Below are 14,866 nucleotides of genomic sequence, written 5' to 3'. Positions count from 1 at the left end.
ACAAAATTTTTAGACAGTTCTTAACCCTCATATTAAAAGATATAAATTTTATATTAATTTTCTCCAAATTATTTGTGGGGTATAATAATGGAGCTTATAAATTATTACGATTTTTTAAAATTTAACCATCTGGAGATTAATATGATAACAACTTCCGCTTTATATAAAGATGCATTTACCTTTATATCACAATGCTATAAGGAACTCGATAAATCCGATCAAATCGAAAAACGGTTAAAAAGTATCGAAGCTGAAATAAGAGATACTGGTTTTTACACTCATACTTTTGAGGAATTAGAGCATGGTGCGAAAATGGCGTGGCGCAATAGTAACCGCTGTATCGGTAGACTATTTTGGGATAAGCTTCATGTTTTAGATGCTCGCCATATTAATGATGATAATAGTATAGAGCACGAAATATTACACCATATAAACTATGCTACAAATTCGGGTAAGATTTTACCTACAATTACAATTTTCAAACCAAATCTAGGAACAAATAATACTCTTAAAATCCATAATCACCAGCTGATCCGATATGCTGGCTACGAAACAGAAAATGGAATAATTGGAGACCCAAAATCGATTGAGTTTACAAAGGAATGCGAGAGTCTTGGTTGGAAAGGAAATGGTACTAACTTCGATATTTTGCCAATTGTTTATTCCCTAGACAATCATAAATCAAACTATTTTACAATCCCAAATGAAATCGTACTCGAAGTACCTATCGAACATCCTGAATATGATTTTTCGCCTCTAAATACAAAATGGTATGCTGTTCCGATGATATCAGATATGACTTTAGAGATTGGTGGTATATCTTATAGTGCTGCCCCATTTAATGGATGGTATATGGGAACTGAAATCGGTGCTCGAAATTTTGCTGATGAATTTCGTTACAATCTGTTGCCTAAAGTAGCAAAAATTATTGGTCAAGATACAAAAAGAAACAGTACACTTTGGAAAGATCGTGCTTTAGTTGAATTAAATATTGCCGTTTTATATTCATATAAAAAAAATGGTGTTAGTATTGTTGATCATCATTCTGCTGCACAGCAATTTCTCCAATTTGAAAAACAAGAAGAGTTATGTGGCCGTGAGCTAACTGGTAATTGGAAGTGGTTAATTCCGCCTATGTCTCCTGCATCAACTCATGTATTTCATAATCGATACGATGATACAATTGTTAAGCCTAATTTCTTTCCAAGATAATCAATTAGCTATAACCTTAATGTACTGACACATTTGTTGGTAATTCATTAAGGTTTTTTTCTATTATTTGATACAATATTAAGTATCAACATAATTTTCTAAAAATTAAAGGAGTGATTCAATGATTTTATTTCAAAATGACAATATTACCGTATTTCAAAGTGCATTATTTCAAACAAATTCAACGGTTGTAGCAACAGACGATTGTATCATTATTGTGGATCCAACTTGGTTACCTCATGAAATAAATGAGATAAAGGAATTTGTTGAATCAATTAAAAATGAACGACCAATTTATTTATACTTTACACATGGAGATTTTGATCACATTATTGGTTATTATGCATTTCCTAACGTTAAGACTATTGGTAGCGAAAATTTACATAACCATCCTGAAAAAGATATTAAACTTTCAAAAATCCGTCAATTTTACAATGATAATTATATTAATCATACCTGGCCTATACAATTCCCAAAGATTGATCTAATCATTAGTGAAGATGGCCAGGAAATTAAAATCGGGCAGACAACTTTAAGATTTTATCATTCTCCTGGGCATACGAAAGATGGTTTATTTCTTTATATTGAAAATTTAGGAATCTGGGTTACAGGGGATTATTTATCTGATTTTGAACTTCCAATCGTATTTGATAGCGTAAAAAGTTATTATAATACTTTAGACAAGGTAGAAGAATTGATTAGTAAGTTTGAATTATCATTGTTAGTTCCAGGCCATGGTCATGTCTCATCAAATAAAGAAGAGATTGCTACTCGAATTGAGCTAGGTAGAAGTTACTTAAAAAGACTTCAAGAAGCTGTACAGGATAATAATGAGGCAGCTATAAATTCGTTAGAAAAAGAGTTTTCTTTTCCATCTGGTTTCACAAAATATTGCCATGAATCAAACATTACGAACATGAAAAAAGAATTTAGTTTCGTTTAAAATTTTATTCAAATAAAGAAAACTTGCCGATTGGCAAACCTAAAGGCGAAGACAGAGGTTTAGTTGCACTTATACTTTAAAATTGGATACCACGTCGCATTAACTTCCTCATTGCCAATTTATACTTTAAAGTGAAAAAAAAATCCTTAACAAATGTTAAGGATTTTTTAAACGAAACGAATTATTTTAAGTTAGCTTTTGCAGCGTTTGCTAATTCAGCAAATGCTTTTTCGTCAGCAACAGCTAGGTCAGCTAACATTTTACGGTTAACTTCGATACCTGCTAATTTTAATCCGTGCATTAAACGGCTGTAAGAAAGTCCGTTCATACGAGCAGCCGCGTTGATACGAGTGATCCATAATTTACGGAAATCACGTTTCTTTTGACGACGGTCACGGTAAGCATACATTAATGATTTCATAACTTGTTGGTTTGCAACTTTGAATAATGTATGTTTAGAACCGTAATAACCTTTTGCTAATTTAATAACCTTTTTACGACGAGCGCGTGTAACTGTACCGCCTTTAACTCTTGGCATATTGTTTCCCTCCTAGATATCTATCTAATACGTTTATCGTTCTTATTTCATGTTTGTAAGCATAAAGCGGATACGTTTGAAATCGCCTTTGCTTACTAATGAAGCTTTACGTAATTTACGTTTTGCTTTTGTAGATTTGTTAGCGAATAAGTGGCTTGTGTAAGCACGACCACGTTTTAATTTACCAGATCCAGTCTTTTTAAAACGTTTTGCTGAACCACGGTGAGTTTTCATTTTAGGCATATCGTGTTTCCTCCTCAAATAAATTACTTTTCGTTTTTAGGTGCTAAGACTAAGAACATACTACGACCGTCCATTTTTGGATGTGACTCAACAGTTGCAACTTCTGCACAAGCAGTTGAGAAACGATCAAGTACTCGTTGTCCAATTTCCTTATGCGTAATAGCGCGTCCTTTGAAACGAATAGACGCTTTAACTTTATCGCCTTTTTCTAAGAACTTAATTGCATTACGAAGCTTTGTGTTAAAGTCATGTTCATCGATTGTAGGACTTAAACGAACTTCTTTCATGCTAATAATTTTTTGGTTTTTACGGCTCTCTTTGTCTTTCTTTTGTTGCTCGAAACGGAATTTTCCGTAGTCCATAATACGACATACAGGTGGTTTAGCCGTTGGTGCTACCATCACTAGATCAAGATTAACATTCGAAGCTAACTCAAGAGCCTCTTGTTTTGTCTTGATTCCAAGTTGATCTCCGTTAGGACCAATTAATCGAACTTCACGAGCACGAATTCCATCGTTTACCATCATGTCTTTGCTAATAGTAAAACACCTCCAAGGTATTGTAAGAATGATCTTAATTTGTATCGTTGAAGCAATCATAACCCAACAAAAAAGTGTGGGTATATAAATACACCCACACTGACAGTATCAAAGTAATTAATGATTCTGTTACCTGATAACAGCATGTAGCGTCATCCAGGTGAGAAGCGGGTGCTTCTTCTTCAACAAATAAGTATTCTTTTCTTTCGTTACTATAACATAGCGACATGATGTTGTCAATATTCGTATGCTTTGTTCGCAACGAAATTTATTATATCAAAGAAACTTATTTATGACAATGCTTTTTTAAATTATAAATTCTCATTTCAATTTTTCCTGTGAAAACTCTTGTAATGTATGTATTAGGACTCGTTCTTGAAAGATATTTTGAAGTGTAATAATTAATGAAATATCGACAGATGAAGTGTATAAATGAATTCTTTTAGGTGCAATTGCCGTTAAGGGCAAAATTAATTCGTTATCAATATACTCTCTATTTTCCACTTGTTTACCGTATTCTTTTAATACATCTTTAGTAAGTGGTAAAAATAAATGATCATATATGCTAAATTTCCCGTCAAACACTATATGCACATGAGGAATAAGAGCATCCGTTTTAAGAACCTGCTGTCTTAGACTCTCAATAAGATTCTGGTATTCGTTTTCTAATTTGTACTCATCGATTGCAATTTCACAAACATAAGCTAACTGCTTATAATATTCCTTCAAACGAAATGTAATAAATGAATCGAAACTAAAATTCACTCCATCTTTTATATACTCAGAAAGTGCATATGAAACTAAATTCTTACTTCTACGAATTTTTTTCTGGTTTGGTATGCTTCTTCTAGTTCCTCTTAATAATGATTGTGCGATCGGTATGATTTGACTTTGCTCGTCTTCCTCATAGAAAAAAGATGTATGTAAAATGGATTGAATCCACTTATCTTCTTTTTGAAGTAAAATAAATTGTACTAGTGTCGGAACTAAAATACTTTTTATTAAATCTTCAGTGTTTTGAGGAAATGTGATTAAAATTGTATTGATTTTGTGTCTTCTTAAAATGTATGGTCTCGATTGCTTTTTTAAACGTTTTTGTAATCGTTCGTAGACATAAGCTGCGTCAATGGGTTCATTGAAAAAAATTTCAATCACCCTGTTCCCCCCTTTCTAGCACCACCTAGTCCTATATATATTAAAGAAATAATTAAAAAATGACGCAAAATCACTTAGTAATTTGTGATTTTACGCCATTTTTTGATTTTTTTATGAATGTCTTAAATTTGAACCTGAAATTTTAACTGGTTTGGCTAAAAATTTAACGCGATCTACAATACGCGCTGCCTTAACCCTTTCTTCTTCCCCACGTTGAGAATATGTTAAGTGATGCTCTAATTGATTTAAATCAGCATTAGATGTAAAGAAAGTAGGCAATTTTTCTAGCATGCGGTATTGAAGAATTGTACCTAATATTTCATCTCTTGCCCAACTCGACATTTGCTCTGCACCAATATCATCTAACATTAGAACTTCCACTTTTTTTACAGCTTCAATTTTTTCCTCTAATGTGCCATCACTAATAGAGCTTTTTAGCTCGCGTAAAAATTCTGGTAAATATACGAGCATTGAAGTTATTTCTTCCTCTGCTAGTTCATTTGCGATAGCCCCAAGAATATACGTTTTTCCAACCCCAAATGGACCATGTAAATATAAACCTTGAGCCATTTTTCCTTTTTCATAGTTCATAATAAACTGCCTAGCTGCAGATATAGCTTCAAAACGGCCAGGGTCTTCTAAAGACAAGTTTGACATAGAAGCTTGAAGAACATCCTTCGGTAAGTACATGCATTTTATCAATGACTCATGTTTTTTGCGTTTATCATTTTTCACACCATTTGGGCAACGATCATATTGAACATCGATGCGTTTCCCTTGAATGATCAAATGAGGATGATAACCATGCACCATATTTTTACACTCATTAAAAGATGGACAATCTACGCAATTTACACTTTGTCCAATATACTCATATAGCTTAACTAGGCTACTATCAATCATTTGATCCGTAATTTCATTTTTATGCTCAGCTAAAAATGAAATGATTTTTGGGTGACTACGGACTTCTTGTCGCATTTTTTGGAATGTGTCCTGGAATTGTTTATTTTTCATTAATGCACTAAATGCGTTTTGAATAGGTTCCATTAGCGTCCTCCCATTTAACGTTTCTTTTTATTTTTAAACATTTCTAGTTCTTTTTCTAATCGTTTTCGTTCTTCATCTATCGAAGAATCATTTTGGTTATTGATTATTGCCTCTGGACCCTGTGAATCATTTGACTCACTCGATTGAAGCCAGTCAGGTACAATCTCAGTTCGAATTGTTTTATTTCGTCTACTTGAACGAGTTTTTGCAGCAGTTGCACTTTGTTTAGTTTCTTCAAACTCTTTACGGGCAAGATCCATTGCCTGTTTAACTGTTGTTACACCTTTTCTCGCCCAATGACTTGCTATCTTAATGACGTAATTTCTAGAAAGCTTTTTATCTAAACGGATCATTACATAGTCAATTAACACATTTGCGACTCCAGGTAGAAGCTTTTGATCAATCAAAATCTCTTCAATAATTTTCAAATCAGCTTCACTTGGTTCAGCTCCACCCGATATCTCCTTAAGGTACTGGCGAGGAGAAATTGTTTCGAAGCAATGAATTAATTTTTCTTCTTGAGTTGATGGCTGCTCATTGATCATTTGTCTATGCTGAATAGGTTGAACCTTTTCCACAATCGTCGGTAGCGCTTCATGATGTTGGAATTGATACCAGTCTCTTGCTTCAAGTCGAAGCGTCTCAATATTTATTTTATTATCTTCATTTAAAGAGCGCATAACAATCGTTTTCATTTGAATTGGATTTATTCCATATAAAAATGCAAGTTTTAAAATTGTTTCTTTTACTTCTGTAGTAAATGCTCTTTTTGGAACAAACGAATCTGAAAGTCCGTCTAAAAATAAAGCATAGTCAAACTCTTCCATTTTGACAGATATTTTAATTGGCTGATTGTCTTGTAAAATTCTACGATCATTTGACGTAGAAAGATCGTTACTTTGCTGAATTTCATTTAATTGCTCAACAGTAATTGCTTGGAATACTGAATCAAATGAACGTGAAATCTCACGAAAGCCTTCTTTCGAAAATGCCTGTCTACTAAAAAAGGTTTTAGTTCGTTGATATTGTGTTTTTCCAATTGTTTTAAACAGAAAGATATTTAGAATAGGGTCTTCGAAAAAAGAATGAGGATCTAGCGGAGATTGAAGCTCATATAGAAGCTTTTTTGTACTATTTTCAAATCCTTCATAAACTTTAAGTAAGCCGATTCCTTCGAGGATTAATCTTTGTTCATAAATTGATTTTAAATTACTTTTCATTCCAAGCATTAAAGAATGATGTGTTAACGTATTCGGATTAAGGTCCGTTTGTTCACATTCACTCCAAAGCGTCATATATAAACTTAAGGCTTGACTACCAATTATTGGTTGATACAACATCGTCAATACTTGCCTATGAAAACTATGTAAATACCCAGCTGCCATTACAGTATAAGGATCCGCAGGTAGAACATCCATCCAATGTTGCTTATCAATAGACATTCAAACATTCCTTTCTTGTATCAAAAGAGCGAAGTATTATTCGTCTTTACCTCGCTCTTTGTTAATTAAATCTTTTAATTCATCAATGAATACATTAATATCCTTAAATTGACGATAAACTGACGCAAATCGTACATATGCAACTTCATCAACTTTAGATAAATGCTCCATAACCATTTCACCTAGAACTTCACTCGGTACTTCTGATGTGCCACTATTTTTCAGTTCTTTTTCAATGCTATGAATAATATCTTCTAGTTGAGATAAAGAGACAGGGCGTTTTTCACACGCTTTGATCAGTCCCCTTAACATCTTATCTTTACTAAATTCTTCACGAGCTCCTTCTTTTTTTACAACTAATATAGGATTATCTTCAACTCGCTCAAAAGTTGTAAAACGATGCTGACATTCTTCACATTCACGTCTTCTTCTAATTGAACGACCTTCATCTACTGGTCTACTATCAAGTACTCTTGTCCCATTAAAGTTACACGTTGGACATCTCATCGTTATAGTTCAACTCCAAACACTTAATTGTTTAAACGTATTATTATAACTCTATACTATAACAAATCCAAAATAAACTAAAGTTTATTTGTTAAAAGTCACAAAGCACATTTTCATTATTTTATATTATGGAAATATTTTTCACGTTGTAAAGCTAGTTCATTCTCCAGAAGGCTATAAAAGCAAAGTTTATGTTTAAAAAACAAAAAAGAGAGATGAAAAATCACCTCTCTCAATTCTTTTTAGTTACCATTTACAACTTTTACATTATCAACTTGAATGGGACCCATTCCTCTTGGTAACTCAACGTTTTCGCGAGTATCAGCTTCTAAAGCTTCAGCGATAAAGTTTGCAGCTACATTCGGATCAATTCTATCACCGCAAGTGTAAACATCAATACTTGCATAACCATGCTCAGGAAAACTGTGAATAGTTAAGTGTGATTCTGAAATGATTACGACACCACTAACGCCATGAGGAGCGAACTTGTGAAAAGCAACTTCACGAACTTCTGCACCAGAGCGTAACGCAGCATCAACAAAAGTCTCCTCAATAAATTTCATATCATTTAATTTTTCTGTATTACAACCCCATAATTCTGAAATGACGTGACGACCCATAGTATCCATATTCATTTCCCCCTTAAAATAATTTGTCATGACTTCTATTGCGAAAGTATGATCAACTACCACGGGGGAAAGTTAGTCCAAAGAGGTCCTAACCCTTTAAGTAATTAGTTATACTTTTAGAAGTTCACGAAAGTTAGTATACTTTTTTTAAATTTGAATTGCAAGATAAATTTTATTTTTTTGTTATTTACTGAATTAATTGTGAAGAAAATAAGTCTAAAAGTGCGATAAATACATGTATAGCAAGGAAACAGAGGTACATGTTTTTTAGAGTGGATATTGTTATCTGGTATTGTAAAGCGAGACTCTTTTAGGGAAATCAACGTTCTTCTTTATTAGATATTAAGTCACATATTACAACTAAGCTTAGTCATAAATTCACATTTCCACTTAATATGTTATACAACTTCAAAAAGACTAACCAGATAAACTAGTTAGCCTTTTGTATTCGTTTACAATTTTTTATAAAATACAATTGTTTAATGATTAAACAGTTTCAAGCTTTTTTATTTTTGATGCAACGATTGACACTAAGTCAACTACGCGTCTTGAGTAGCCCCACTCATTATCATACCAAGCTAATACTTTAACTTTTGTACCATCGATTACCATTGTAGAAAGAGAATCAATAATTGCAGAGTGTGTATTTGTATTGAAATCAATTGATACTAATGGTTCGTTACAATATTCGATAATTCCGTGCATTGAACCTTTAGAAGCTGTTTCAAATACTTCATTAATTTCTTCAACCGTTACTTCTCTCTTTAAGTCAACAACTAAGTCAACAAGTGATACGTTTGGTGTAGGAACACGTAAAGCCATACCATGTAACTTACCATTTAAATGTGGAAGTACTTTAGATAATGCTTTTGCTGCACCTGTAGTTGTTGGAATAATTGATTGACTGCAAGCACGTGCACGACGTAAATCTTTGTGTGGATTATCAATATTTTTTTGATCATTTGTAAATGAATGAACAGTTGTCATTAATCCATTAACAATTCCGAATTGCTCATCTAGTACTTTTACAACTGGCGCTAAACAGTTAGTTGTACAAGATGCGTTTGAAATAATATGATGATTTTCTAGGTCTAATTTATCATCATTTACACCAATTACTACTGTGATATCTTCATTTTTACCAGGTGCTGTTAAAATTACTTTTTGAGCTCCAGCAGTAATGTGCATTTTTGCTTTTTCAGCATCATTAAATTTTCCAGTTGCTTCAATAACTATATCAACATTTAGCTCGTTCCATGGAAGTAACTCAGGATTTCTTTCACTAATTAATTCAATACGCTTACCATCAACGATTAAATGATCTGCATTTGCAATTACTTCACCATCAAACTTGCCATGAACTGTATCATATTTAATTAAGTGCGCTAAAGTTTCAGAAGGATAACTTGCATTAATTGCAACGATATTATAATCTCCATTTTTAATTGCTTGACGGAAAACCATGCGTCCAATTCGACCAAATCCATTTATTGCTACATTTACCATAAGTAAACCCCCAATTAAGTTATACTGTTTATTATCTCCCTGCAATTAGTATAACACATAACTTGGATTTTGGTTAAACTATTTACATTATTTTATGAAATAATTTTATTTAAGAGGTCTTTAACTTGTCTTTTTGTATCCTCAAGGTCTCCATTGTTATTTATTACATAGTCAGCTCGTGCCGCTTTTTCCTTAACCGGTATTTGAGATGCAATACGTAAAAGTGCATCCTCTTTCGATAAACCATTACGTTTCATCAAACGCTTTAGTTGATTTTCTTCAGACACTGATACTACAATTACTTTTTCCACCAATTCAATTGAGTTCCCCTCATATAAAAGAGGAATATCTAAAATAACAAGTGGTTCGCCTTGTTTTATGTATCGATCTGCTTGTTCTTTCATTTCACGTCTCACTTCAGGGTGTACTATTTCATTAAGTTGTAAGCGCTTTTCTTTATTGTTAAAAATAATACTTCCAAGAAATGGTCGGTTAATTTCACCAGAATCTAAAAGAATCTCACTTCCGAAAGCTTCAACAATTTTTTTATATGCAGGTTGTCCGATTTCAACCACTTCTTTTGCAATTACGTCTGCATCAACAATTGGAACATTTAATTCCTTAAAGAAATTGGAAACTGTACTTTTTCCACTTGCAATGCTACCAGTTAGTCCAAAAATTTTACCCATCTATTATTCTCCTTACACAAGATAAAGAGGACCAAATGGAATAAATCCATTCGGACACACTCTTTTATTATTTTTATTACATCTTCATTAATCCAATTAAAATTAAAAAAACACCTGGTAAAAAGGTTAACTTTTGAAGCCACAATGTTTTTGATAACACATTTCCTAATTTCATACCAAATAATAGGAATAAAGCACTTGCAGTAGATGTTACGATTGCTGTCAATAGTGGTGAAAACCCCAGTAATGATGCACCTATACCAGCCCCAAAGGCATCAAGTGAAAGTGCAAACCCAAGTAACATCGCTTCTAATCCATTAATACTACCTGAACGATCTATGTCAGCAGTTGTCGGTTTCTTTAAAATTTTTACGACTACACCTAAAATTTCAAATTCCCAGTCAATCCCTTTATCTTCTATCTCATTCTTTTCTTCTATATTTGATCCTTTATTTGATCGGTAAAATTGAAATAGTACCCATAACCCTATACATACAAGTACAAATCCTCCGATTCTTTTTGCTATTATTGGTGAAAAAAAGTCAGTAATTGCATGCCCAATCCCCATGGATGTCATTAATATGATCCCTGAACAAGATGCAATTGTAATGATTGATTTTAAAGGAATTTTTACTTTTCGAAGTCCATAAGTAAATCCAACACTACAACTATCTAGGCTTAGCGCACATGCTAGTAGTATTAATGATAGCATATTTACCATAAAAATAGGCTCCTCTCTTTCGTACTCTTGATATAGTATGAAAGAAAGGAACCTTATGTTAATTTTTTTTAGGCTGACAGACCGGGCAAAAAGAAGTACCTCTGCCGCCAACTTTTATTTTTTCTATCGGTTGGCCACAATTATGACACTCTAGACCCTTTCTGCCATATACTTTCATGGTATCTTGAAAAGTTCCTATTTGCCCTTGTGAATTTACATAAGAACGAATGGTGCTTCCACCTAAATCCACAGCCACTTGTAAAGTTTCTGTAATGGATTCTGCAAGTATTTTTATTTGTTTAGGCTTTAATGATGATGCAGGTGTTTCGGGATGAATCTTAGCCCTAAACAAAACCTCATCAACATAAATATTGCCTAAACCGACCACTAATTCCTGATCTAATAAAACCACTTTAATTTTTCGGTTTGTATTTTTAAGCTTTTTCCTTAAATAATCAGCAGTAAATTCATCGGAAAATGGCTCTGGACCTAATTTAGCAAGGGGAGGTCCCTCATTCTCCTCACCTTTATTAAATAAGTGCATTGTGCCAAATTTACGAACATCTTGATACCGAAGTTCTGTTCCATCTTCAAATAGGAATCGAACGTGAGTATGAGGTGCTACAGGTTCTTCCGCTGGGAACACGCGAAATTTCCCTTCCATTCTTAAATGCGAAACAAGTGTAAAATCACTTAATTGAAATAATAGAAATTTACCTCGACGATTTATATCTTCTACTGTTTGACCTTTTAGTAAAATCTGAAACTCCTCAACTTCATTAGGTTTCTTTATTATTTTCCCCCATGAAACGATTACTGTTGAGATTGTTTTTCCAACTATTAAATCCAGTAAAGTTCGTCTGACCGTTTCAACTTCTGGTAATTCAGGCATACAAAGTCATCCTATCTATTTATTTTGCTTCAAACCAAGATTCTCCAAAATTATAATCAACCTTTAATGGCACTACTAGCTCGACTGCATGTTCCATTACTTCTGGTACGATTTTTTCTAAAATTGCTAATTCTTCTTTTGGAGCTTCTAATATTAATTCATCATGTACTTGTAAAATTAGTTTTGCCTGAAGTTTTTCTGCTTTAAGACGCTCATCAAGTAAAATCATAGCCTTTTTAATAATATCTGCAGCACTACCTTGGATTGGTGTATTCATCGCTGTTCTTTCGGCAAAACCACGAACATTAAAGTTTGAGCTTGAAATTTCAGGAATATAACGACGTCTATTTAGGATTGTACTTACAAATCCTTCTAGTTTGGCCTTTTGAACAATATCTGACATATAATCTTTTACTTTTGGAAAACTAGCAAAGTACTTTTCAATAAATATAGATGCTTCTTTTCTTGTAATACCTAATCCTTGTGATAATCCATAATCACTAATTCCATAGACAATCCCAAAGTTAACAGCTTTTGCTTGTCTTCTCATATTACTTGTTACCTCATCAGCACTAACATGGAAAACATCCATTGCAGTCTTTGTATGAACATCAAAGTCATTTTTAAATGCATCCATTAAATTATCGTCTTGTGCTATATGTGCTAGAACCCTTAACTCAATTTGAGAATAATCGGCAGCAAAAATCAGCCAGTCTTTTTTAGATGCGACAAAAGCTTTCCTAATTTTTCTACCTTCTTCTAAACGAATAGGAATGTTTTGTAGGTTAGGATCGATTGAGCTTAAGCGACCAGTTTGTGCTAATACTTGATTAAATCGTGTATGAACCTTGGAATCTGACTCATTTATCACTTTTAATAAACCTTCTACATAGGTAGAATTTAATTTACCAACTTGACGATAGTGAAGAATTAATCGAATGATTTCATGTTCTGCCTCTAATTTTTCTAGTACATCAGCAGAAGTCGAATAACCAGTTTTTGTTTTTTTACCAGATGGCAAATTTAACTTTTCAAATAAAATAACACCTAATTGCTTTGGTGAGTTGATATTAAATTTTTCACCGGCTAACTCATAAATCGTCTCTTCAAGCTCTTTTAACTTATTGGCTAGTTCTGAACCCATCGTGCGAAGAGTCTCTTCTCTAACTGTTACTCCTTCAAATTCCATATCACCTAAAATAAACGTTAATGGTAATTCTAATTCGGTTAGTAGTTCAAATTGACTGTTTTTTCGTAAAGATTCCTCTAAAGTTTCTTTTAATTTACTAATAGCAATTGTTTTACGAACAATATATTCTGATAAAACTTCATCTGATGGCTTAGTTTGCTTTGCACCCTTACCGTAAATCGCCTCTGCAGTTTGAATTGAAAAATCTATTTTACCATTTACTATATCCGCAAATTCTTTATTAGACTGAGCAGGGTCATAGATATATGAAGCAAGTAACGGATCGAAATTAACACCATTTAACTTAATTCCTCTCCACTTTAGAGCAACATACGCACCTTTTGCATCATATACATTCTTATATACATTCTCATCCTCGAGCCATCTTTTAAATAAATCGGACTCGAACCCTACAGCTGTTGGAATAAAGAAATGACCTTTTTCATTCGAAAGACCAAATCCTTGAATTTCTTCAGTATGATAATTTTCTCCGATCATTTCAACGATTAAGCTTGAATAATTAGCTAGATGTTTCTCTTCTATTGAATCTAGTACTTCATAGTTAATCTCTTCTAGATCTTCAACCGATTCTTTAATGTCCAATTTAGCTAATAATGATGTAAATCCAAGAGATTTAAAAAATTCCGCTACTTTATTTGGATCCGCTTCGGGAAGTGTTGTATCATTTACAGTTAATTCAATTGGTGAGTTTTTATTAATTGTCGCTAATTGCTTACTCATTAAGGCTTGTTCTTTATTTTCACTTAAGTTTTGAAGCAGCTTAGCTCCACTAACTTCCTCTATATTTTCATAAAGCCCTTCTACTGTTTGAAACTGTTTTAAAAGTTTAATTGCAGTCTTTTCCCCAATACCTGGTACACCAGGAATATTATCAGATTTATCACCCATTAATCCTTTCATATCAATAATTTGATCAGGTGTAATCTCATACTTTTCATGAATTGCTGCAGGAGTATACTCTTCAACTTCAGTAATACCCTTTTTAGTCATACTTACTGTAATTCGATCATCAACTAGCTGTAATAAATCTCGATCACCTGAGATGACTTTTACTTCATAATCATCTTTAGAAGCTTGACCTGCAAGTGTACCAATAATGTCATCCGCTTCATAATTCTCTAATTCATAACGTGCAATTCCGTATGTATCTAATAGCTGGCGAACAAGTGGAAACTGTTCACTTAATTCTGGTGGAGTCTTTTGTCTTCCACCTTTATATTCTTTAAATGTACTATGTCTAAATGTTGTTTTACCTGCATCAAATGCAACAAGCATATGGGTCGGTTTTTCATCTTCAAGAATTTTCATTAACATCATTGTAAATCCATAAATTGCATTCGTATGTACACCTTTATCATTACTCAAAAGTGGCAATGCAAAGAAAGCTCTATAGGCAATACTATTCCCATCAATTAAAACCAATTTTTTCTTCAAAATAGATCCCCTTCCTATCACAAATCTCACTATCTTTATTATGTATTTTTATTTCGTACTTTTTTTCCTTATTTCCTTGCTCTTAACATTTTAACACGAACTATTCATAAAAGAAAAAGAGGTCGTCTTTGATTCAAGCAGATTAAAAGTTTTTATTCA

General features: G+C 33.0%; 15 protein-coding genes and 1 other annotated feature. Of the genes, 2 read left to right on the top strand and 13 right to left on the bottom strand.

Features of this window, described 5'->3' with window-relative positions; all coding sequences use genetic code 11:
* Positions 1 to 141: 141 nt before the first annotated feature.
* Positions 142 to 1,212, top strand: coding sequence for a nitric oxide synthase oxygenase (locus tag RAH41_RS03215; protein ID WP_331221047.1), 1,071 nt, complete (start codon positions 142 to 144; stop codon positions 1,210 to 1,212).
* Positions 1,213 to 1,333: 121 nt separating this feature from the next.
* Positions 1,334 to 2,155, top strand: a complete 822-nt coding sequence (locus RAH41_RS03210) for an MBL fold metallo-hydrolase (protein WP_331220585.1) — start codon at positions 1,334 to 1,336, stop codon at positions 2,153 to 2,155.
* Positions 2,156 to 2,336: 181 nt separating this feature from the next.
* Here RAH41_RS03210 and rplT read toward each other — a convergent pair whose 3' ends face one another.
* The 13 genes from rplT to polA form a co-directional block, all read right to left on the bottom strand.
* Positions 2,337 to 2,693, bottom strand: coding sequence for a 50S ribosomal protein L20 (gene rplT / locus RAH41_RS03205; protein ID WP_025568430.1), 357 nt, complete (start codon positions 2,691 to 2,693; stop codon positions 2,337 to 2,339).
* A gap of 42 nt (positions 2,694 to 2,735) precedes the next feature.
* Positions 2,736 to 2,936 carry a 50S ribosomal protein L35 gene (gene rpmI / locus RAH41_RS03200; protein ID WP_025568429.1) on the bottom strand — a complete coding sequence of 67 codons (201 nt, stop codon included), beginning with the start codon at positions 2,934 to 2,936 and terminating at the stop codon, positions 2,736 to 2,738.
* 23 nt (positions 2,937 to 2,959) lie between these two features.
* Entirely contained in the window at positions 2,960 to 3,463 is a 504-nt protein-coding gene (gene infC / locus RAH41_RS03195) for a translation initiation factor IF-3 (RefSeq protein ID WP_069034593.1), read from the bottom strand.
* 74 nt (positions 3,464 to 3,537) lie between these two features.
* Positions 3,538 to 3,664: a sequence feature (ribosomal protein L20 leader region), on the bottom strand.
* A gap of 132 nt (positions 3,665 to 3,796) precedes the next feature.
* The gene (gene ytxC, locus RAH41_RS03190) at positions 3,797 to 4,630 is read right to left on the bottom strand and encodes a sporulation protein YtxC (protein WP_331220580.1); all 834 of its coding nucleotides are present in this window, start codon (positions 4,628 to 4,630) and stop codon (positions 3,797 to 3,799) included.
* Between the two features lie 111 nt (positions 4,631 to 4,741).
* Positions 4,742 to 5,677: a primosomal protein DnaI gene (gene dnaI, locus RAH41_RS03185; RefSeq protein WP_331220578.1), complete on the bottom strand. Its 936-nt coding sequence runs from the start codon at positions 5,675 to 5,677 to the stop codon at positions 4,742 to 4,744.
* A 14-nt stretch (positions 5,678 to 5,691) separates the two neighbouring features.
* A complete protein-coding gene (locus RAH41_RS03180) occupies positions 5,692 to 7,119 on the bottom strand; it encodes a replication initiation and membrane attachment family protein (protein ID WP_331220576.1) in 1,428 nt (475 codons plus the stop codon).
* Between the two features lie 36 nt (positions 7,120 to 7,155).
* The gene (nrdR, locus tag RAH41_RS03175) at positions 7,156 to 7,626 is read right to left on the bottom strand and encodes a transcriptional regulator NrdR (RefSeq protein ID WP_025568424.1); all 471 of its coding nucleotides are present in this window, start codon (positions 7,624 to 7,626) and stop codon (positions 7,156 to 7,158) included.
* Between the two features lie 242 nt (positions 7,627 to 7,868).
* Positions 7,869 to 8,255 carry an adenosylmethionine decarboxylase gene (gene speD / locus RAH41_RS03170; RefSeq protein WP_088013420.1) on the bottom strand — a complete coding sequence of 129 codons (387 nt, stop codon included), beginning with the start codon at positions 8,253 to 8,255 and terminating at the stop codon, positions 7,869 to 7,871.
* Positions 8,256 to 8,741: 486 nt separating this feature from the next.
* Complete coding sequence (locus RAH41_RS03165) at positions 8,742 to 9,761, bottom strand: glyceraldehyde-3-phosphate dehydrogenase (protein WP_331220571.1); 1,020 nt, start codon at positions 9,759 to 9,761, stop codon at positions 8,742 to 8,744.
* 92 nt (positions 9,762 to 9,853) lie between these two features.
* Positions 9,854 to 10,450, bottom strand: coding sequence for a dephospho-CoA kinase (gene coaE / locus RAH41_RS03160; RefSeq protein WP_331220570.1), 597 nt, complete (start codon positions 10,448 to 10,450; stop codon positions 9,854 to 9,856).
* A 76-nt stretch (positions 10,451 to 10,526) separates the two neighbouring features.
* Entirely contained in the window at positions 10,527 to 11,210 is a 684-nt protein-coding gene (gene ytaF / locus RAH41_RS03155) for a sporulation membrane protein YtaF (RefSeq protein WP_286134016.1), read from the bottom strand.
* A 19-nt stretch (positions 11,211 to 11,229) separates the two neighbouring features.
* Positions 11,230 to 12,063: a DNA-formamidopyrimidine glycosylase gene (gene mutM, locus RAH41_RS03150; protein WP_331220568.1), complete on the bottom strand. Its 834-nt coding sequence runs from the start codon at positions 12,061 to 12,063 to the stop codon at positions 11,230 to 11,232.
* A gap of 19 nt (positions 12,064 to 12,082) precedes the next feature.
* Positions 12,083 to 14,707 (bottom strand): DNA polymerase I, encoded by a 2,625-nt coding sequence (gene polA, locus RAH41_RS03145; protein WP_331220566.1) that lies wholly within the window; start codon positions 14,705 to 14,707, stop codon positions 12,083 to 12,085.
* Between the last annotated feature and the right edge of the window lie 159 nt (positions 14,708 to 14,866).

Source organism: Gottfriedia acidiceleris (assembly GCF_036421055.1).
Taxonomy (GTDB): domain Bacteria; phylum Bacillota; class Bacilli; order Bacillales; family Bacillaceae_G; genus Gottfriedia; species Gottfriedia acidiceleris_C.
The sequence above is the reverse complement of the archived record's forward strand: the minus strand, read 5'-3'. Positions and strand labels throughout refer to the sequence as shown.